The 19,054-nt window shown below is 71.1% G+C and carries 18 protein-coding genes and 1 other RNA gene; 12 read left to right on the top strand and 7 right to left on the bottom strand.

Features of this window, described 5'->3' with window-relative positions; translation table 11 throughout:
- Positions 1-139 precede the first annotated feature (139 nt).
- A complete protein-coding gene (locus V5F48_RS02395; protein WP_394039708.1) occupies positions 140-616 on the bottom strand; it encodes a DUF5330 domain-containing protein in 477 nt (158 codons plus the stop codon).
- A gap of 257 nt (positions 617-873) precedes the next feature.
- Between V5F48_RS02395 and V5F48_RS02390 the strand changes: the two genes are divergently transcribed.
- The 4 genes from V5F48_RS02390 to V5F48_RS02375 all read left to right on the top strand — a co-directional run bounded on the left by V5F48_RS02390 (position 874) and on the right by V5F48_RS02375 (position 3,732).
- Positions 874-2,328 (top strand): sensor histidine kinase, encoded by a 1,455-nt coding sequence (locus V5F48_RS02390; protein ID WP_394039706.1) that lies wholly within the window; start codon positions 874-876, stop codon positions 2,326-2,328.
- Complete coding sequence (locus V5F48_RS02385; protein ID WP_394039704.1) at positions 2,325-3,056, top strand: peptidoglycan-binding domain-containing protein; 732 nt, start codon at positions 2,325-2,327, stop codon at positions 3,054-3,056. Before V5F48_RS02390 ends, V5F48_RS02385 begins: the two co-directional genes overlap by 4 nt.
- Positions 3,057-3,401, top strand: a complete 345-nt coding sequence (locus V5F48_RS02380) for a DUF1491 family protein (protein ID WP_394039702.1) — start codon at positions 3,057-3,059, stop codon at positions 3,399-3,401.
- Between the two features lie 136 nt (positions 3,402-3,537).
- On the top strand, positions 3,538-3,732 hold the full coding sequence (locus V5F48_RS02375) for a hypothetical protein (protein WP_394039700.1): 195 nt from the start codon (positions 3,538-3,540) through the stop codon (positions 3,730-3,732).
- 1 nt (position 3,733) lies between these two features.
- Here V5F48_RS02375 and V5F48_RS02370 read toward each other — a convergent pair whose 3' ends face one another.
- The 4 genes from V5F48_RS02370 to purD form a co-directional block, all read right to left on the bottom strand.
- Positions 3,734-4,264 carry a DUF1254 domain-containing protein gene (locus V5F48_RS02370; protein WP_394040147.1) on the bottom strand — a complete coding sequence of 177 codons (531 nt, stop codon included), beginning with the start codon at positions 4,262-4,264 and terminating at the stop codon, positions 3,734-3,736.
- Positions 4,265-4,410: 146 nt separating this feature from the next.
- On the bottom strand, positions 4,411-4,986 hold the full coding sequence (locus V5F48_RS02365; RefSeq protein WP_394039698.1) for a DUF1214 domain-containing protein: 576 nt from the start codon (positions 4,984-4,986) through the stop codon (positions 4,411-4,413).
- Between the two features lie 79 nt (positions 4,987-5,065).
- Positions 5,066-5,503, bottom strand: coding sequence for an acyl-CoA thioesterase (locus V5F48_RS02360; RefSeq protein WP_394039696.1), 438 nt, complete (start codon positions 5,501-5,503; stop codon positions 5,066-5,068).
- Positions 5,500-6,843 carry a phosphoribosylamine--glycine ligase gene (gene purD, locus V5F48_RS02355; protein ID WP_394039694.1) on the bottom strand — a complete coding sequence of 448 codons (1,344 nt, stop codon included), beginning with the start codon at positions 6,841-6,843 and terminating at the stop codon, positions 5,500-5,502. Before purD ends, V5F48_RS02360 begins: the two co-directional genes overlap by 4 nt.
- A gap of 186 nt (positions 6,844-7,029) precedes the next feature.
- Here purD and xseA point away from each other — a divergent pair, with 186 nt between their 5' ends.
- The gene (gene xseA, locus V5F48_RS02350) at positions 7,030-8,493 is read left to right on the top strand and encodes an exodeoxyribonuclease VII large subunit (RefSeq protein WP_394039692.1); all 1,464 of its coding nucleotides are present in this window, start codon (positions 7,030-7,032) and stop codon (positions 8,491-8,493) included.
- A 186-nt stretch (positions 8,494-8,679) separates the two neighbouring features.
- Positions 8,680-8,901 (top strand): DUF2093 domain-containing protein, encoded by a 222-nt coding sequence (locus tag V5F48_RS02345; RefSeq protein WP_394039690.1) that lies wholly within the window; start codon positions 8,680-8,682, stop codon positions 8,899-8,901.
- A 74-nt stretch (positions 8,902-8,975) separates the two neighbouring features.
- Here V5F48_RS02345 and V5F48_RS02340 read toward each other — a convergent pair whose 3' ends face one another.
- Positions 8,976-10,316 (bottom strand): dihydroorotase, encoded by a 1,341-nt coding sequence (locus V5F48_RS02340; protein ID WP_394039688.1) that lies wholly within the window; start codon positions 10,314-10,316, stop codon positions 8,976-8,978.
- A gap of 77 nt (positions 10,317-10,393) precedes the next feature.
- Between V5F48_RS02340 and ygfZ the strand changes: the two genes are divergently transcribed.
- The 6 genes from ygfZ to V5F48_RS02310 all read left to right on the top strand — a co-directional run bounded on the left by ygfZ (position 10,394) and on the right by V5F48_RS02310 (position 14,948).
- A complete protein-coding gene (gene ygfZ, locus V5F48_RS02335; protein ID WP_394039686.1) occupies positions 10,394-11,272 on the top strand; it encodes a CAF17-like 4Fe-4S cluster assembly/insertion protein YgfZ in 879 nt (292 codons plus the stop codon).
- 8 nt (positions 11,273-11,280) lie between these two features.
- Positions 11,281-11,952 carry a DNA-3-methyladenine glycosylase I gene (locus V5F48_RS02330; protein WP_394039684.1) on the top strand — a complete coding sequence of 224 codons (672 nt, stop codon included), beginning with the start codon at positions 11,281-11,283 and terminating at the stop codon, positions 11,950-11,952.
- Positions 11,953-12,028: 76 nt separating this feature from the next.
- Positions 12,029-12,392, top strand: a transfer-messenger RNA (tmRNA) gene (gene ssrA / locus V5F48_RS02325).
- A gap of 139 nt (positions 12,393-12,531) precedes the next feature.
- The gene (locus V5F48_RS02320) at positions 12,532-13,116 is read left to right on the top strand and encodes an SspB family protein (protein WP_394039682.1); all 585 of its coding nucleotides are present in this window, start codon (positions 12,532-12,534) and stop codon (positions 13,114-13,116) included.
- 22 nt (positions 13,117-13,138) lie between these two features.
- Entirely contained in the window at positions 13,139-14,398 is a 1,260-nt protein-coding gene (locus V5F48_RS02315; RefSeq protein WP_394039681.1) for a flavin monoamine oxidase family protein, read from the top strand.
- 13 nt (positions 14,399-14,411) lie between these two features.
- Complete coding sequence (locus V5F48_RS02310) at positions 14,412-14,948, top strand: dihydrofolate reductase (protein WP_394039679.1); 537 nt, start codon at positions 14,412-14,414, stop codon at positions 14,946-14,948.
- A 43-nt stretch (positions 14,949-14,991) separates the two neighbouring features.
- On the opposite strand, the gene V5F48_RS02305 is transcribed toward V5F48_RS02310, so the two are convergent.
- Positions 14,992-19,026 (bottom strand): AsmA family protein, encoded by a 4,035-nt coding sequence (locus V5F48_RS02305; protein WP_394039678.1) that lies wholly within the window; start codon positions 19,024-19,026, stop codon positions 14,992-14,994.
- Positions 19,027-19,054 lie beyond the last annotated feature (28 nt).

Genomic DNA, 19,054 nt, shown 5'->3' with positions numbered 1-19,054 from the left:
TCGTCTCACCTGAGGCGCCCGCCCGGAAAACGGAAGGGGCACCCATAGAACCTTGCGCTGCAGCATAACACAGCCGGCAAGAAATGCGGTCACTTTGATTCGATGCGGCAATTTCAGGCAGGGTGCCAGCCACCCGGCGTCAGGCCGGCCGGCGCGGCGGCAGGGGCGGAGCCGCAGGGGCGGCGGGCTGGGTGCCGCCCTGGGTGCTGCCCTGGGGCATGACCGTGCGGCCGTTCTCGCCGCCGCCCCAGACCGGCAGCAGATCCTGGGGCGAGAGATCGAGTGCACCCGCCTGACCTGCCCCCGCCTGACCTGCACCCGGCAGGGCGGCCGGCGGATGGGGCGCGCCCTCTCCCGAAGGGGCGGAGCCGATGGAATCGTGGAGCCATTTTGCGCCCACCTGCGCCTTTTCCACGAGGTGGGTCGCCATCTGCCCGCCCACCGCGCAGGCCTGCGGCTGGCGCTCGCAGAAGCCCTTGAGGTCGGCCACCAGTGCCTGCGCGGCGCCGAAGGCGTCGAACACGCTCACCTCCTTGCCGTCGGTGCCCTTGAGGCCGAGCGGCAGAAGCAGCAGCACGAGGCCGATCCAGAAGGCGAGGCGCAGCAGAAAGAACATGGCTCCCTCGTCAAGACGTGCGGGCCTGATGCCGGCGCCTGTGCAAAATACCAGAGCCGGCGCCTGCGTGGGCCGGCAGGGATGCCGAAACCGCGCACATTTCAAGACATCGTTAACGCTGAAAGCGGGTGGTGCCGTTCCGGCTTAGCGTTCGCTTAAAGCCTGCCGTGGCAGGGTCTGACTTCAGGCGCCGGGAGTCCGGGGCTCAGATTTTCAGGCATCCGGCCCGCACCTGCGGGCCTGCGACAGGGGGCGGCGTGCGTCACCTCGGCATCGGCGAAGCGGCGACAGATCCTCGTCCCGGCCCCAAGCGGGCTGCGGGTGGCGAGAGCCTGCCGCGTCTTGCCGTGCTCGGGCGGGTCACCGGCGCCACGCTCACGGGCCTCGGCGTGCTGGCGCTGGGCTGCGGCGCCATCGCGCTTCTGGCCGAGGTCACGGGCCTGGTCCAGGGCGCATTCCTGAATGCCACGGCGCTGGTCGCCACCGGCCTCGTCTCCACCGCCCTGGCGGCGGTGGCCGGCGGCCTTGCCCGTGCCGCCACCCGCGCCAGCGAAGAAATTCCCGACGATGCCCTCCTCGTCACCCGCCACGGCCTGCGCGGCGAGGTGGCGGTGGTGGAAGCCATGGAGGGGCCGTTCGCCGACGCATCGGCTTCCGCTTTTGCCGGCCTCGCCCTGTTCGAGCGCGTGCTGGTGGCCGACCGGCCGGCCTTCCTCTCCGCGGTGCAGGCCGCGGCCCACGGCAAGGCGCAGCGCTGCGAACTGCGGCTGCGCTGCGACGGCAAGGCGGAGGCCGCGCCGGCCTTCATGACCGTGGAAGCGCGCTGCACGGCCCTGCGCTCGGGCCAGGTGCGCATCGTCTGGCGCGCGCCGTGGCAGGCCGCCGCCGCCGAACGGCTGAAGGCCGATGACGCCGCCCGCGCCCGTGCCGAAGCGGAAGAAGCCAATGCTGCGAAGAGCCGCTTCCTCGCCGCCATGAGCCACGAGCTGCGCACCCCGCTCAATGCCATCCTCGGCTTTTCCGAGCTGCTGGCCACCGAGACCGGCGCGCCCCTCGATGACGCCCGCAAGGCCGACTACGCCCGCATCATCCACGAGAGCGGCCAGCATCTGCTCGGTCTGGTGAACGACATTCTCGACCTCTCGCGGGTGGAGGCGGGAGCCTACGAACTGGACCGCGAGGCGGTGGACATGGCCGCCCTCGTCGCCGGCTGCGCGGAAATGGTGGCCATCGATGCGGGACGGGCGGGGGTGGCGGTGAAGACGGTGTTCGCGCCCCGCCTGCCCGCCATCGACGCCGACCGGCGGGCATTCAAGCAGATCGTGCTCAATCTGTTGTCCAACGCCGTGAAGTTCACGCCCGAGGGCGGCCGCGTGCAGGTGAGCGTGCGGCGCGAGGGCGAGGCGGTCGCCATCCGCGTGCGGGATACCGGTCCCGGCATGCGGCCGGAGGATGTGGCGCGGCTTGGCGAGCCGTTTTTCCAGGCCGGCGACTGCACCCAGCGGGCCCGGGGCAGCGGCCTCGGCATCGCGGTGGTGAAGGGGCTGGTGAAGCTGCACGGCGGCGCATTTCGGGTGGAGAGCGCGCCGGGGCGGGGCACCAGCGTCACCGTGACATTGCCGCTTGCGGCTGAGCCGGCGGTCCGGGGCGAGGGCGTGGTGGCGCCGTTTCCCGCCCGCCTCGACGACACGCGCGCGAAGAGGATGGCATGAAGCTGGAACCGGTCATGGTGGGGGAAACGGCGGGGCGATTGGGGGACGACGCGCCTACGGCGGTGGACCCGTCGGCGGCGGTTACCCGGGCGAATGAGGAACGGCGCCTGCGCCGGCTCGACATGGCGGCCGGCTCCGTGGCGCTCGGTGCCGCTGGGGCATTCCTCGTCAACATGCTGCTGCTGCAGGCGCCGCCAGCCGGTGCGCCGCTGCCGGAGGCGCGGCCGGCCGGGGCCATCCAGGCCCTCGACCGCGGCAAGACCAGCCGCACCACGGTGCCGCTGCCGCCGCCCAGCCCCGGCGGCTCGCCCGCAGCTTCCGCCGGCGGCGCCACCGATGGCGCGCTCGGCTACCTGTCCATTCGCACCACCGTGACCGGTACGGCGGTGCCCCTGGTGCCCGGCACGGCGGCGGCTGGCCGCGCGACCTCGCAGGCCCATGCCGATCCGGTGCCGCGCCGTCCGCCGGCCAGCGTCGGCGCGGGACCGGAGGTGACCGGGACGGTGCGTCCGCCGAACGACGTGCCCGCCTCGCCGCGCCTTCTCGCCGTGCAGAAGGCGCTGGCGAAGCTCGGCTATGGCCCGCTGAAGGTGGACGGCCGGCCGGGCGGCGAGACCCGCACCGCCATCCAGCGTTTCCAGCGCGACCGCAACATGACGGCCGATGGCGAGATCAGCGACAAGCTCGTGCGCGAGTTGGCCTCGGTCTCCGGCGTCACGGTCAACTGAATGCGGCTCAAGAGCGCCATCTTCGTCTCCGCGCTCCTGCGCCGTGCCCAGGTGGAAGGCGCCTATGGGGTCGTGGTGCGCCGGGGCTCCGAGGAGGCGGGGGCCATCTTCGTCAAAATCTCGCGCCTCGACGGGACCTCCGCCCTTTATGGACCTGCGCCGCAGAGCGCCTTCGACGAAGGCTTCCCGGGCGATCGCCTGTTCTCGGTCCTGGTGGAGCCGGGCCGGCCGGAGGCGGATGCGGACGCGCGCATCGCCAGGGAACTGAAGTTTGACCCGGACATCTTCGTGGTGGAGATCGAGGACCGCGCCGGCCGGCATTTCCTGGATCTGGCCAAGGACTGACGCAAGGGCAAGCGAGGTCGACAGCAGAGAGGTAAGGGGCCCGTCCGCCATCATCGGTTAATTCGCCGTTCAGGTGGACGAAACCATAAGGACGCCAGCGACGTTGTGGTCACGGCTCTCGATGGAGGAGCAGGGCATGAGCACTGTCATTGCGTTCCCCGATACCTGGACCCTGGAGGCGCGTCGTCCCGCCGCCCGTAGCCGGGATAAGGATGATGTTCGGACTGAAAGCGCCGAGATCGTGATCCTGCCGGTGGTGCGTGTGGAGCGGTACGATGCGCATCTGCCCGGCCCGGTGCCCCGCAGCAACAACGGTCGGCGTGCCCGCTGAGCTAGTTGGACGGCGTGCAGGTGGCGGCTTCGAGCTGGCGCCGCACGATGGTCCGCGTGCCCCGCTCGCGCACGAACGCGCGGACTGCAACGATGCCCTCAAGGGCGGGCGATTCGATCACCAGCCGGTCGGCGGCGGTGATTTCCTCATCTTCCGGCAAGGCCGCCTTCTGGCGCGCCGTCATGAGGTCGAGTTCGATCACCTTGCCCGCCGCCTGGTCGCTGAGCGCGTAGAAGGCGAGGCCCTCCGCCGTATAGAAGGACACCGAGGTGTAGTCGGCGGTCGCCGGCACCCGCACCTTCAGCGGCGCTTCCGACAGATCGTAAAGGCACACCGCCGAGACGAAGGCGGGGTCCATCATGGGCAGCACCTGCTCCTGGGGCGAGGGGTCCGGCAGCAGGGTGAGGACATTGGACTCCATCCGCTCGGACAGCCGGGCATAGGCGTTGCGCTCGGCGAACGCCGGCATGGCCAGGATGGAAACGATGTGGGCGAGGGCGCCCAGCACCACGGCAAACGCGACGAACAGCAATACCTGCGCGGGCGAGCCGAAGCGTGGCCGCGACAGGCGCGGGCGGGAGAAATGCGGGCGCGGCAGGCCGGCGATGAAACGTCCGGCGCGTCGGGCGAGGCGCCCGGCAACGGTTGTGGCTTCCTCGCGCAGGTCGTCCAGCGTCGTCACAGGCAGGTCTCCTGCGTGATCCTGGGCAGGACGGCCGCGTCCGCCGCACCGGAGGCGAAGGAGAACGGCGCGTCATACAGCCGGAGCGCTACCTTCAGCCGCGGCCGCGCGCCGGTGGGCAGCCAGTTGCCCGCGCGGGCACGGGGCGACAGGCGCACGTCGATGGCGCCGTCGTCGCGATAGACCACTTCGGCGCTGGTGAAGCCGGAGCGGCCGGCATCGTTGGCGATGAGGTGGCCGTCCGGGTCCATCAGCGTCAGCGTCCACAGCCGGGCCTGGGGCAGCACGCCGACGATGCGCGTCTCGCAGCGCCCGTCGATGGGCTTGCCGGCATCGTCGGTGGCGGCGAGGAAGAGCAGGCCGTCGGCCAGTTCCAGCGGCAGCTCGCCGGAGCGGGCGAAGGCGGCGCGCGCGTAGGGGTCGGCCTTGGCCGTGCCGGCGCGCGGCCAGCCCTGCCAGGCCCCGGCGCGCACCACGTCGAGCCCGCGCGAGTGGGTGACGGAAAACCAGGTGACGCCGAGCCCGAGAATGGTGGCGACGAGGAGCGTGAAGGCAAGAGGCAGAAGGCGCACGGCACATCCGGGGCTGTCGGCCCCCTATCTAGAGCACAATGCCGGCCGGCGCAAAGCGGCGGCCGCAAAAGGCCCTCGCCTACCGCACCAGATAGGATTCGAGGATGGCGCGGCTCGCGTCGGGCAGGGGCAGGGGGCGGCGGTGGGTGGTGTCGAACAGGACCACCACGGTCTCGGCGGTGGCAGTGCAGACGCCGTTCTGGAACAGGGCCTGCTTGACGGCCACCGAGCTTCTGCCCACCGAGAGCACGCCCGTGCCGATCTCCACCTCCCCGGGCCAGTGCATTTCGGCGCGGTAGTCGAGGACGAGGCGGGCGATGACGAAGCCGGCCCCTTCCGGCGCCACCTTCTCGCGCGAATCAAGCAGCAGCCGCGTGCGGCCGGTCTCCAGGAAGGTGGAGAAGACGGCGTTGTTCACATGGCCAAGCTTGTCGGTATCGCCATAGCGGATGGTGTCGCGCGCCTTGACGGGGAAATCGTCCAGGACGGGCAGGGGGGGCTTCTCGCGGGCGGTCATCGGGCACCCTTGTCCATGGTGCCCTTGTCCATGGTGCCCTTGTCCATGGTGCCCTTGTCCGTCGTGCTCTCGCCGAATGTATCCTTGCCCAGCGCCCGCCAGCCGATATCGCTGCGGAAGAAGCCATCGGGCCATTCGATCCGGGCCAGTCCCGCATAGGCCCGGTCGCGGGCCTCGCCGAGGGTGGCGCCGGTGGCGGTGACGTTGAGCACGCGCCCGCCGTTGGAGATCAGCCCGACACCCTTGCGCCGGGTGCCGGCCTGGAACACCAGGACGCCGTCCAGTTCCGCCGCCGCATCGAGCCCGCCGATGGGGCTGCCCACCTGATGCGGGCCGGGATAGCCGCGCGAGGCGTAGACCACCGTCATGGCCGCGTCCTGCGACCATTCGGGCGTTACCTCGGCAAGGTGGCCGGTGGCGGTGGCATGCAGCACCTGGACGAGGTCGCCGGTAAAGCGCGGCATCAGCACCTGGCATTCGGGATCGCCGAAGCGGCAATTGTATTCCACCAGCTTCGGGCCATCGGCCGTCAGCATGAGCCCGGCATAGAGCACGCCGCGATAGGGCGTGCCGGCCGCCACCATGGCGCGAGCGGTGGGGATGAGGATTTCGTCCAGCGCCCGGCGTTCCAGCTCGGGCGTCAGCACCGGGGCGGGGGAATAGGCGCCCATGCCGCCGGTATTGGGTCCGAGATCGCCGTCGAACGCGCGCTTGTGGTCCTGGGCGCTGCCGAAGAGAACCACCGTTTCGCCATCCACCAGGGCGAACAGGCTGGCCTCCTCGCCCTCCATGAACTCCTCGATGAGCACTTCGGTGCCGCCGCCGGCGAACACCTGCTCCACCGCGTCCACCGCCTCTTCCTCGGAGAGGGCGACCACGACGCCCTTGCCGGCCATGAGGCCGTCCGCCTTCACCACGATGGGCGCGCCCTGCTGGCGCACATAAGCGGCGCCCTCGGCCGCCGAGGTGAACCGGCCGAAGGCGGCGGTGGGAATCAAATTGGCCTTGCACAGCTCCTTGGTGAAGAGCTTGGAGCCCTCCAGCCGAGCGGCTGCAGCCGTGGGGCCGAAGGCGGGGATGCCGACCGCTTCGAGCCGGTCCACCAGTCCTGCCACCAAAGGCGCTTCCGGACCCACCACCACGAATTCGATGCCGTGGTCCTGACACCATTTCACGATGGTATCGTGGGCCGACAGGGGGATGCCCTCGATCAGCTCTGCGTGCTCGGCGATGCCAGGATTGCCCGGTATGGCATAGAACTGGCTCATGTTTGGGCTCTGCGCCAGCTTCCAGGCGAGCGCGTGCTCGCGGCCTCCCGATCCGAGCAGCAGGATATTCATGCGGCCTCCCCCGTGCGTTGCCCCATGTCTCACTCGAACGTCTCTGCCAACGTCTCTTGCGAGAGTCTTCTGTCACAATCGCCTATCGGCTCAGGGGCGCGCAAACAAGAGGCACGGCTCTGCGCTCGCCGCATGGGGGGCTTTCCCGCTATGCTTATTTCTTAACCAAGCTTTGACTGTGATTCGATGGTGGATGTCGCCGAACCCCGCGCCAATGCCCCGGAATGGAGCGTTTCCGAGCTCTCCGCCGCGCTCCGGCGCACGGTTGAAGATGCCTACGGCCACGTGCGGGTGCGCGGCGAAATCTCCGGCTATCGCGGGCCGCACGGCTCGGGCCACGCTTATTTCAGCCTGAAGGATGCCGGTGCCCGGCTCGACGCGGTGATCTGGAAGGGCACCTTCCAGCGCCTGCGCCTGAAGCCCGAGGAGGGGCTGGAGGTGGTGGCCATCGGCCGCCTCACCACCTATCCGGGCAAGTCCGGCTACCAGATCGTCATCGAGGCGCTGGAATTCGCCGGCGCCGGCGCCATCATGGCCATGCTGGAGGAGCGCAAGCGCCGGCTCGCGGCCGAGGGCCTGTTCGATCCGGCGCGCAAGGTTGCGCTGCCGTTCCTGCCGCAGGTGATCGGGGTGGTCACCTCGCCCACCGGGGCGGTGATCCGGGACATTCTCCACCGCCTCGCCGACCGTTTCCCGCGCCGGGTGCTGGTGTGGCCGGTGCGGGTGCAGGGCGAGACCTCGGCGGCGGAGGTGGCGGCGGCCATCCGCGGCTTCAACGCCCTGCCGCAGGGTGGCGCCATCCCGCGTCCCGACGTGATCGTGGTGGCGCGCGGCGGCGGCGCGCTGGAGGATCTTCTGGGCTTCTCCGACGAGGAGGTGGTGCGGGCGGCGGCGGAAAGCACCATCCCGCTGGTCGCCGCCGTGGGCCACGAGACCGACGTGACCCTCATCGATTTCGCCGCCGATGTGCGCGCGCCCACCCCAACGGCCGCCGCCGAGATGGTGGTGCCGGTGCGCTCCGAGCTGATCGCCGCCGTGGAGGACCTGGGTGGGCGCCTTGCCGCCGCCCCCGTGCGTCTTCTGGAGCGGCGGCGGGCAGACCTGCGCGGCTTGTCCCGCCTTCTGCCCAGCGCGGAGAACCTGCTGTCCGTGCCCCGGCAGCGGCTCGATGCCGCGAGCGAGCGCCTGCCGCGCGCGCTCAGGGCCAATGCTGCCGCCCACCGCCTGCGCCTCGTCGCCGCCCGCGCCCGCCTGTCGCCGGAGGCGCTGAAGCTGCGCCTGGAGCGCGCGAGCGACCGGCTGGAGACGCTCGACGGCCGGCTGAAACGCGCCTTCATCGTGGCGCGCGAGCAGCGGGCGGCGCGGCTGAAATCGGCGGGCCAGTTGCTCGACGCCTTGTCCTTCAAGGGGGTGCTGAGCCGTGGCTTCGCTCTGGTGCGCGATGCGCAGGGCCAGCCGGTGCGCCTTGCCGCCGGCCTCACGCCGGGCACGGCGCTGGACCTTCAGTTCGCCGACGGGCACGTGGCGGCGGTCACGGGGGATGCGGTGCCGGCTGGATCGGCGCCGGTGCCCGCCGCGCCAGGGCGGCCGCGCGGGGCCAGATCCAAGAAGCAGCCCAAGGTGGAAGGGCCGACCCTGTTCGACCCGTGAGAGGGGTGATATCTCGGGTTGAGACGGTGCGCTGGTGCCACCCCCTCTCCCGCTTGCGGGGGAGGGGCCCCCGGTCCCGGCAGCGTTCGCCCCAGCCGGGTCACGATCCGTGAGCCGGCGCCTCTTTCGCGCAGTGGGGCGAATGGCTATGTTAAAAATTCTTCTTTCAGGACGAAGACCGCGGCGATGAACAGATTCGAACGCTTCCCCGAGCCCCATGGCGAGGCGGAGCTCCGTTACCTTGATGGCGAGTTCCGTATCCTCCGGCCGGGCAGCTTCGTGCGCTGCGCGGTGACGGGGCAGGCCATTCCGCTCGACGAGCTGCGCTACTGGAGCGTGGACCTGCAGGAGGCCTATGCCGGCCCCGAGGCGGTGCTGACCCGCGTCAAGGAGCGTCCGGCGGGCTGACGCCTCCGGACCCTGTCCCCGAAAAGAAAGGGCGCGCCGGTGGCGCGCCCTCTTTTGTTTTTAGCAGCTTGCGCTCAGCCCTGGGGCTGCAGCGTCTCCAGGAAGCGGATGGGCGCGCCGGAGGCGGGGCCGGTGAGGTCGCCTTCCCACATCACCTTGCGGCCGCGCACGAAGGTGCCCACGGGCCAGCCGGTGACCTCCTTGCCGTCATAGGGCGTCCACTTGGAGCGCGAGGCGATCCAGTCCGCGGTGATGGTGGCGCGGCGCTTCAGGTCCACCACCGTGAAGTCGGCGTCATAGCCCACCACGATCCGCCCCTTGCCGGCAATGCCGAACAGCCGGGCCGGCCCGGCGCTGGAAAGGTCCACGAAACGCTCCAGGGTCAGGCGGCCGGCGGCGACGTGGTCCAGCATCAGCGGCACCAGGGTCTGCACCCCGGTCATGCCCGAGGGGCTTTCGGGGTAGGGCTTGGCTTTCTCCTCCAGCGTGTGCGGGGCGTGGTCGGAGCCGAGCACGTCCACTACGCCGCTCTGGAGCGCCGCCCACAGGGCGTCGCGGTGGCGACCATCGCGCACCGGCGGGTTCATCTGCACCAGCGTTCCGAGCCGGTCGTAACAGTCCGGCGCCGCAAGGGTGAGGTGATGGGGCGTCACCTCCACCGAAGCTACGTCGCGGGCATCGGCGAGAAACTCCATCTCCTCCGCCGAGGTCACGTGCAGCACATGCACCCGCGCCCCGGTCTCGCGGGCGAGGGTGACGAGGCGGCGGGTGGCCGTGAGCGCGGCGATCTCGTCGCGCCACACCGGGTGCGATGAGGCATCGCCGGGCACGCGCAGGCCCTTGCGCTCCTGCAGGCGCGGCTCGTCCTCGCAATGGAAGGCGGCGCGGCGGCGGATCACCTTGAGGATGTTGCGCACCCCGTCGTCGTCCGGCACCAGCAGGGAGCCGGTGGACGAGCCGATGAACACCTTGACGCCCGCCGCCCCCGGCAGGCGCTCCAGCTCGGGCAGGTCCTTCACGTTGTCGTGGGTTCCGCCCACATAGAAGGCGAAGTCGCAGTGCATGCGGTTGGTCCCGCGCGCGATCTTGTCTTCCAGGGCGGAGGCGGAGGTGGTCTGGGGAATGGTGTTCGGCATCTCGAACACGCCGGTCACCCCGCCCATGACGGCGGCAAGCGAGCCGGTCTCCAGATCTTCCTTCTGCTCCAGCCCCGGCTCGCGGAAATGCACCTGGGTGTCGATGACGCCGGGCAGGATATGGAGGCCCGTGGCGTCCACCACTTCGCCGGCGCTTGCCCCCCCGAGAGCACCGATGGCGCGGATGCGTCCGCCTGTCACTCCGATGTCCGCAACGGCAATGCCGGCGGGGGTCGCGACCACGCCGCCCTTGAGCAGCAGATCGAAAGTCACGGGCATGGCGGAAGCTCGCTCTTGATGGGGACAGGCAAGCGGCCTTAAATCTGGTTTTTATTTTTCTGACAAGGACGGCCCCCATGCCCGTCGTTTATTTGACCGATCGTGTGCTCATTCGTGCCACCGGCCCCGAAGCCTCCAAGTTTCTCCATGGCGTGATCACCTGCAACGTGCAGACCATGGCCAAGGGCGACTCGCGCTACGGCGCGCTGCTCACCCCCCAGGGCAAGATCATCTCCGACTTCCTGTTCTACGCGGAAGGCGAGGATGTCTTCCTGTTCGACGTTCCCGCCGAGCGGGCCGAGGACCTCTTGAAGCGCCTCACCTTCCATCGCCTCAGGGCGAAGGTGACCTTCGAGAAGGCGGACGATTTCGCCGTCGCCGCCGTGTTCGGCGATGCGGGGGAGGTGCCTGACGGCGCGCTTTATCCCGACCCGCGCCTTGCCGCTTTGGGCCAGCGGCTGGTGCTGCCGCTGGCGGTGGCGCAAGCCCTGTCGTCGGACGCGGCGCCCTATGAGGCGCACCGCATCGCCCTCGGCATCCCCAGGGGCGGGCCGGACTTCGTCTATGGCGACACCTTCCCCCACGAGGCCGACATGGACCAGCTGGGCGGGGTGGACTTCAAGAAGGGCTGCTACGTGGGCCAGGAGGTGGTGAGCCGCATGGAGCACCGCTCCACCCCCCGCAACCGGCTGGTGGAGGTGCTGTTCGACACGCCCCTTGCCGCCGGGCAGGAGATCATGGCCGGCGACAAGAGCGTGGGGCAGGTCCTGTCGGTGACCGACGGGCGGGGCATCGCCACGGTGCGGCTCGATCGCGCCAACGACGCCAAGACCGACGGCGTGCCGCTGCTTGCCGGGGACGTTCAGGTGGAGCTGCGCCGTCCGGACTGGGCGGTCTTTTCCATGGAATGGGAAAAGAAGGTGAGCGAGCTGGACCGCAAGTTCAAGGGCAGCTGAGAGGGGCGATGACAGAGCCGAAGGCGGGAAACGCGAAAAAGAGTGCGCCGGAGGCGGGACACGCGAAAGAGGTCGAGCCGGCGGCGAAGGCCGAACGCGCGCCGCTGCTCCAGCACGGGGACGGGCGCGCGCGCTGCTTCTGGTGCGGCACCGACCCGTTCTACATGGCCTATCACGACGACGAATGGGGCGTGCCCGAGCGCGACAGCCGCGCCCTGTTCGAGAAGCTGCTGCTGGACGGCTTCCAGGCCGGCCTCTCCTGGATCACCATCCTGCGGAAGCGGGAGAATTTCCGCCGCGCCTTCGACGGCTTCGATCCCGAGACCATGGCCCGCTACGACGCCGCCAAGGTCGAGGCCCTGATGGCCGACGCCGGCATCGTGCGCAACCGGGCCAAGGTGGAGGGGGCGGTGGCCTCCGCCCGCGCCTATCTCGACCTTCGGGACAAGGGCGTCGCCTTTTCCGATCTCCTGTGGGAGGCGGTGGACGGCAAGACGCAGGTGAACCGGCCCCGCCGCATCGCCGATATTCCGGCGCAGACGGCGCAGTCCGTCGCCTTGTCCAAGCGCCTGAAGGGGCTGGGCTTCAAATTTGTCGGTCCCACCATCGTCTATGCCGCCATGCAGGCCTGCGGCCTGGTGGACGACCACCTTGCCGGCTGCCACTGCGCCAGGGCCTGAGCGAAACCGCCCGGTGCCGTTGGCAAAAGGTGCCGCGACAATGGGTCGGGGATGGCGGCGGACTTTGTGGCACGCGCCCCTTTCATCGACGGCGGGCGACGCCTATATTCGTTCTGCCGACGCAAGTCGGATACGGCGATAAATGGGTGTCGGAATAAGCCTTTCGGACCCGGGGGCGGTACCCGGCGCCTCCACCAAAGCCCAACTTCCCGTCAGGGAGGCGGGCTCCGGCGGGGGCGAAATAGGATCGACGAGGGTGTAAAGGGCATACTTTCGCTCGGCATGGTTCCGCCGTCATCGGGCCGAACTGATAGTTGCGAATGACAACTATGCTCCGGTTGCTCTGGCCGCGTGAGCGGTTTGACGATCGAAATCAAAGTCCTACCGGGTAGCACTGGCTAGGCGGGGTTCGGAGGCACCTGGCAACAGAAGCCTCCACTTCCCTTCCATCCGGCCGGACGAGGGAAGGTTGGAAGCTCCTTAGCCAGACCCTCCGGATACGGCGCGCCCGTATAGCCCCCCGGAAGGTGCCCGGAGCCTTCTGGATCACCGGGCCGGACGGGGAAGTGCTGCGGGCTCATGTCGGTCGATCATATCCGCTACGATCTTCTCGCCCAGGAGGCTTTGCGCTCCGTGGTGCGTCGCGTGCTCCTGGATGTGGCCAAGACGGGCCTGCCGGGCGAGCACCATTTCTACATCTCCTTCGACACCCGCGCGCCGGGCGTCCGCCTCTCCCCGCGCATGCTGGAGAAGTATCCGGAGGAGATGACCATCGTTCTCCAGCACCAGTTCTGGGATCTCATCGTCACCGACACCACCTTCGAGGTGGGCCTGTCCTTCGGCGGCATTCCCGAGCGGCTGCTGGTGCCCTTCTCCGCGCTGAAGGGCTTCTTCGACCCGTCCGTGAAGTTCGGCCTCCAGTTCGAGCTTGCCGCGAACGAGAGCGAGGCTGAGGAACTGGACGATTCGCCGTTCGAAGCGCCCCGCTCCGCCAACGCGCCTTCGCCGCTCAAGCCGGCACGGGGCGCTGCCTCCGAGCCGGTGCTGGCGAGCGCCGTGCCCACCGCCGCATCCGATGCGGCCGAGACCGGCCAGGAGGCCGGCGCCCGGCCCGCGAGCGGCGCCCAGGTGGTGCAGCTCGACGTCTTCCGCAACAAGAAGTAGCCGGCCCTTCGGGACCGCATTGGTGACCGCCGAAACCGATGTGGTGGTGATCGGCGCCGGAGCCTCCGGCCTCGCCGCCGGAACACGCCTGCGCCAGGCCGGCATCTCCTTCCGCATCCTCGAGGCCGCCTCCACCCCCGGCGGACGGGCGGCCACCGATACCACCACCCTCGGCGTGCCGTTCGATCTCGGCTGCCACTGGCTCCACGACGCGCGCGCCAATCCGTTCACGGCTTTGGCCGCGCGGCTCGGCTTCCGGGTGGCTGCGACCAATCCCAGCCCGCGCCGGCTGCACCTCGGCGCCCGCTTCGCCACCCCCGCGGAAAAGGCGCAGGCGGAAGCAGAGGTGGATCAGGTGTTCGCGGCCGTCATCGCCGCCGGACGCGCGGGGCGCGATGTGGCGGCCGCCGAGGTTGCGGGACCGTCCGGCCGCTTCGGGCCGCTGGCGCGCCATTGGCTGGAGCTCATGTCCGCCGCCGGGCCGGATGCCATTTCCTGCGCGGATTTTGCGTTCTATCACGACACCGACGACAACTGGCCGGTGCTCGACGGCTACGGCGCCCTCGTTCTGGCGGCGGCCGGCACCCTGCCGGTGACGCTCGACTGCCCGGTGACGCGGATCGACCGCTCGGGCGCGCGCCTGAAGATTGAGACCGCCCATGGCAGCCTCACCTGCCACAAGGTGATCGTGACGGTCTCCACGGCGGTGATCGCCTCCGGCCGCCTCGCCTTCGCGCCCGCTTTGCCGCCGGACATGGCCGAGGCGTTCGCGGCGCTGCCGCTGGGCTTTGCCGAGAAGGTGGCGCTGGCGTTCGAGGAGGATGTGTTCGGCGTGCCCGAGCGCACGGCCCTCGACGCCATCGACCTCGACCACCCCGCCCGCGCCGGAGCCTCCGCCCTGCTCAAGCCCGGCGGGGCACCGGCGGCGCTGGTCCATGTGGCGGGGCCGGAGGCGCAGGCCATCGCGGCGGACGGGGAGGGGGCGCTCGTCGCCTTCGCGCTCGATGTGCTGGGCGCGGCCTTTGGCTCTGGCCTCAAGACGAAGGTGAAGCGCAGCCGGGTCACCCGCTGGGCCGATATGCCCTATATCGGTGGGGCCTATTCCTGCGCCCTGCCGGGCCGCGCCGGCCTGCGCGCGCGGCTCCATGAGCCCCTCGACGGGCGCATCTTCTTTGCCGGGGAGGCCCTGGGGCGGGAGGCCTTCTCCACCTGCCACGGCGCCCACCTCAGCGGCCTTGCCGCCGCCGACGCGGCCCTCGCCGCCCTGAAAAGCGCCCGATGATGGAGACCGCCCCATGACGCCCAGCCATCCATCTCGCCATCCTCTGGCCCTCGTGGTCGCGGTGTCGCAGAACGGGGTGATCGGCGCCGACGGCGGCCTGCCGTGGCGCCTGCCCTCGGACCTCAAGCGGTTCCGCGCGCTCACCTGGGGCAAGCCGCTGCTGATGGGCCGGCGCACCTATGAATCCATCGGCCGGCCGCTGCCGGGGCGGACCTCGGTGGTGGTCAGCACCGATCCCGCCTTCACGGTACCGGACGGGATGCTGAAGGGCGCGAGCCTCGATGAGGGGTTGCGCCTTGCCGATGAGGCGGCGGACGCCATGGGCGCAGACGAGATCATGGTCATCGGCGGCGCCCGCCTGTTCCACGACACGCTTCCCCTGGCCCGCACGCTGCACCTTACGCAAGTCCATGCCGCGCCGGAGGGCGATGTCTTCTTCCCCGCCTTCGACCATGCCGAATGGCGCGAGATTGCGCGGGAAGGTCCGATCCAGGGCGAGAAGGACGAGGCCGCCTTCACCTCCATGACCCTGGTGCGAACCGGCGCCTGAGCGTAACCCACTTGGCATCGGTCAAAGACCGAGGCCGATGGTATTATTGCGCGCCCACGAGGCCCGGTGGGCGGGGCAGGTCGCCGAAGCCACGGGTGGGCGGCAGCGAGGTCTCCGGTGGCAGCGGCGTGAACGCGCGGGGCGGCGGCTCCGGCTGTGCCCGCTCGGTCCGCCGCGGGGGCGGCTGGCGCACCACGGGGGCGCGGCGCTCGGTGGCGGCAGCCTCCGGGGTGGCGCGGGAGCCTTCGCGCGCGTCCTGATGCGATGGGGCGGGTTGCGATTCGGCCGGGGTTGCGGTGCCGGCGGCGCCCGACGCCGTGGGCACACCGAAGCCGACCGGCGGCGCCTCCCGCCGCTCGATGGCCTGAGGAAACGGAGCCGGCTGAGGCATCGCAGTGGGCTGGGGCGCCGCTGCTTGCGCCGGTGCGGTGGGCGCCGGTTGTTGCTGCGCGGGGGCAGCAGAAACCGGTTGCTGGGCGGGCGCCGCCTGGGCCGCAGGTGCCGCCGGGATCGGGGCCGGGCCGGCCGGCCGCAGTGCCGGGACGGCCGGCGGCGGAGCGCGGGTCTCGGCCGGCGCTGCGGGCTTCGGCGCGGCCGGAGCCAAAGGTGCAGGTTGAGCCTGCGCAGGCAGGGCAGGCGCCGCCGGCGCGAGGGCGGACGGCGCGGGAGATGCAGGAGCGGCCACCGGCTGGGCCACGGGCTGGGCCACCGGCTGGGCCGACGGTGGCGTCTCTTGAGGGACCCGCCCCTGGCGCTCTTCCAGCCGGCGTGTCTCGCGCTCGATGGCGCGCATGGCGATGACGCTGGTGAGGGCGGGGGCGCTCACCCGCCGTTCGGGTCCTGCCACCGGGCCGCGCCAGACGATGCTGCCGCCCGCTGCGCCACCGGCGCCTTCGGGCGCGTCCAGGTCCACGGTGGTGTCCAGGGCGAGGCGGGCGAGATCGAAGCTGCCGTTGAAGCCCACGCGCACGCCATCGGCGGTGGCGCGGGCCGGGGAGAGGCGGGCAATTCCGTTCACCACGCCCAGGGTGGTCTCGACGAAGCCGATGCGTAGCGGCCCCTTGGCAAAGGCACGGTCGAGCATCTGCGCCGCGCGCCGCTCGTCGGGCGGCGGCGAGAGGCCGGCGGCTTCAGCCAAGGCCTGGTCGAGGCCGGCCGGGCTGGCGCCGTCGATGACGAGGTCACGCACGCCCAGGGTGCCCTGGCCGGACAGGTTCTGCACCACGGCCAGCACGCTGCGGCCGGACCCACCGAGATCCACCAGCAGGTTTACCTTGGCCTTGGGCGTTGCGCGCGCGCCGGTGGGAGCCAGCAGCGCCGCCGCATCCACCTGTTCCAGGACGAGGCGACCGTCCGCCTGCACCCCGTCGCCCTGCCGGCGCAGCCGCAAGGCGGCGGCCGCCCGGCCTCCGCCGAAACTGCCGGCCATGTCGCGCACGTCGAGGTCGGCGCCGTCGCTGCCGAGCACCAGGCGGCCGTTGCCCAGGGAATAGGGACCCACCACCGCAAGGCGGGCGGCGGTCAGCTCCAGATTGAGGGCGTAGCCCGAGACCGCAGCCGGCTGCAGGCGCGCCATGCTCCAGATGCCGGCGCCTGCCGGCTCCGCGCCGGTGCGGGCGGCGAACATGCCGAGAATGCGCGGCAGGGAGAGGCTTTCAAACGCGAGCTTGCCGCCGATGCGGGGCACCGGGCCGGGCTCGAATTCGATGTTGCCGGAAACCGGCGCCGCGGCCAGCGAGCCGGTGATGGTGTCGAACCGCCACACCCCGCCGCTGCGGGCGAGGGTGAAGGCGAGGGCCGTGGGCACCGGACCTTCCACCGCCGCCGCGATCTGCGGCAGCACGCGGCCGAGGTCGCCGCCGTCGAGCCGCACGGCGAGGCTGGGCGCGATGGCGCCGCCGGACAGGCGCGCCGTGCCTTCCGCCTGGGCGGTCATGTCGGCGAGGGTCAGTCGGCCGCGCACCTGCGCTTCGCCCTGGGTGAGGGGGGAGACGGACAATTCCACATGGGCGGGGCCGAGGCGCGGGCCGAGCCCGTCCACGCCGAAGGCCGCAAGCGCACGCGCGCCATCCGTGGCATCGGCCTTGAGCGCGATGCGCAGGGGCACCCCGGCATTGCTGCGGGCAAAGGTGACGTCTCCGGAAATCTGTCCCAGCGTGCCGGCCACCGTGATGTTGCGCCCGCCGGCCTCGCTCCACACCACGGTGCTTGTAAGCTTCACCGGGGCAGCAATGGGCTGGAGGGTGGCGAGCACCTGCGCCGTCTGCTCGCCGGCCACGAGGCGGGCGAGGGGGACGAGCCCATCCGCCTTGGCGCCGGACAAGGCGAAGTTGAACTCGCCGCGCGGCGTGGTGGAGAAATTCTCCATGCGGCCCGCGCCTTCGAGGCGAATGCCGGCAAGATCGTCCATGACGATGCGCGACAGCCGCCAGTTGCCGCCGGTGGCCGCCGCATCGAGGGCGAGACCGCGCAGGGGCAGGCCGGAGATGGTCAGGTTGCGCCCGTCGAGCGTCAGGGCACCGTCGGCGCCGCCGCCCACGGCGGCCGCGGCGGTCTGCAGCGCCGCCACCAGCGGGTCGAGGTCGAAGCCGTCGAGGGACAGCTTGAGATTGAGTTTGGGCGGCGCGCCCGCATCGAACGCCGCCACCGCCGAGCCGCGCACCCGGCTCGCCGCGAAGGTGGCGTCGAGCCCGTCCACGGCGATCCGCGCGGGTGCGGCGGAGACCTTGCCGGTGATGCGCACCGGGCCTTTCGCCGCCGCCACGTAGTCGCGCGGCGCGGTGGGCGCCGCCCAGCGCAGGAAGATGGCGGGGTCGTCCGCCGAGAAGGTCATGGTGCCGTCGAAACCGCCGCCGCCGGGCCCGCGCGTGGGCATGCCGGAGAGGCGCAGCGCCGCCTTGCCGGGCAATTGCGCCTCGGCATTGTCCACCCGCCAGCCGGCGGAGGAGCCGGAAATATCGGCCCGCACGTCACGCACCAGCGTGCCGCCGAGCATCAGCTGCTCCACCGACAGGCCGATGCGGGAGGCGATATCCGGCGCCGGCAGGGCCGCGATGCCCGAGAGGAAGCGCGCCAGTGCGGCGGCGGGGTTCTGGTCCGCCGGAGCCTTGTTTACGGCCGTGTCCTTGGCCGCGTTCGGCACGCCGTCGGTGGCGGCGCGCAGGGCGTCGAGGTCGAGGCTGCGGGCATTGAGCACGGCGTCGAGCCCTACGGCCCGTCCGAGCGCGAGGCGGGCGGAACCGGAGAGCTGGGCCGGCGTCTGCGCCCCGCCCAAGGCAAGGTCGAGGCTGTCGGCGAGCACGGCGTCGGGGCTGGCCTTCAGCGTGCCGGACAATTGCCAGGCCTCCAGTCCCTCGCCGCCGTGGCGCGAGAGAATGGCGCGGCCCTCAAATTTGGGCTTGGCGCCGGCGAAGGCGAGGCCGCCGTCGAGGTCGAGGGCATAGGGCCGGTTGCGGCCGTCGAGCACGAGGCGCAGGCGGCCAGTGCCGTCATCACCGATCTTGCCGAGGGTGGAGCGGATGGCGAAGCGCGCGCCCTTGGCCTCCACCTCGCCGTCGAGGCGGAAGGGGCCGGACAGGGAGCGCGCCTCGCCCTTCAGGTTGAGGCCGTCCAGGGTCTGGGTATGGTCGGAGGCGCGGTCGAGGATGTCGAGGGTGCCGTCCTTCACCTCGAACCGGGCAATGGAGAGGGCGGCGGGACGCTGGGCGCCGGTGGGCAGGGCAAGCCGCCCGGCGCTGTCGATGACGAGGCGGATCTGCGGCCGGTCCAGGCTGACGCCGGTGGCCTCCACATCGCCCCGCAGCAGGGCGCCGAGGGAGAGTTCGGCCCGCAGCGCCTTTACCGTGCCGCCGGTGGAAACCACATCGCCCAGGGTGACATCCCGCAGCAGGATGCGCGGGGCGGGCAGGATTTCCGCCTCGATGGGGCCGCGGATGACCACCGGAACGCCGAGCGCCTGGCTGATCTGCGTCTCGAACGTGCCGCGCCAGGCGTTCCAGTCCACCACGAACGGGGCTGCGAACGCCCCGCCGATGGCCAGGATCACCGCCGTGGCGAGGCTGATCAGTATCCCCTGCACGCGTGTCTCCCCCAAAGGTTCCCCTCAT

It is taken from the genome of Xanthobacter autotrophicus ATCC 700552 (assembly GCF_043194565.1).
Lineage (GTDB): Bacteria > Pseudomonadota > Alphaproteobacteria > Rhizobiales > Xanthobacteraceae > Xanthobacter > Xanthobacter autotrophicus_F.
This window is presented reverse-complemented; position numbering and strand designations above follow the sequence as displayed.

Coding starts and splice junctions, on each gene's coding strand:
- V5F48_RS02395 (WP_394039708.1), bottom strand. CDS start 616: ATGTTCTTTCTGCTGCGCCTCGCCTTCTGGATCGGCCTCGTGCTGCTG.
- V5F48_RS02385 (WP_394039704.1), top strand. CDS start 2,325: ATGAAGCTGGAACCGGTCATGGTGGGGGAAACGGCGGGGCGATTGGGG.
- V5F48_RS02380 (WP_394039702.1), top strand. CDS start 3,057: ATGCGGCTCAAGAGCGCCATCTTCGTCTCCGCGCTCCTGCGCCGTGCC.
- V5F48_RS02375 (WP_394039700.1), top strand. CDS start 3,538: ATGAGCACTGTCATTGCGTTCCCCGATACCTGGACCCTGGAGGCGCGT.
- V5F48_RS02360 (WP_394039696.1), bottom strand. CDS start 5,503: ATGACCGCCCGCGAGAAGCCCCCCCTGCCCGTCCTGGACGATTTCCCC.
- purD (WP_394039694.1), bottom strand. CDS start 6,843: ATGAATATCCTGCTGCTCGGATCGGGAGGCCGCGAGCACGCGCTCGCC.
- xseA (WP_394039692.1), top strand. CDS start 7,030: ATGGTGGATGTCGCCGAACCCCGCGCCAATGCCCCGGAATGGAGCGTT.
- V5F48_RS02345 (WP_394039690.1), top strand. CDS start 8,680: ATGAACAGATTCGAACGCTTCCCCGAGCCCCATGGCGAGGCGGAGCTC.
- V5F48_RS02340 (WP_394039688.1), bottom strand. CDS start 10,316: ATGCCCGTGACTTTCGATCTGCTGCTCAAGGGCGGCGTGGTCGCGACC.
- ygfZ (WP_394039686.1), top strand. CDS start 10,394: ATGCCCGTCGTTTATTTGACCGATCGTGTGCTCATTCGTGCCACCGGC.
- V5F48_RS02330 (WP_394039684.1), top strand. CDS start 11,281: ATGACAGAGCCGAAGGCGGGAAACGCGAAAAAGAGTGCGCCGGAGGCG.
- V5F48_RS02320 (WP_394039682.1), top strand. CDS start 12,532: ATGTCGGTCGATCATATCCGCTACGATCTTCTCGCCCAGGAGGCTTTG.
- V5F48_RS02310 (WP_394039679.1), top strand. CDS start 14,412: ATGACGCCCAGCCATCCATCTCGCCATCCTCTGGCCCTCGTGGTCGCG.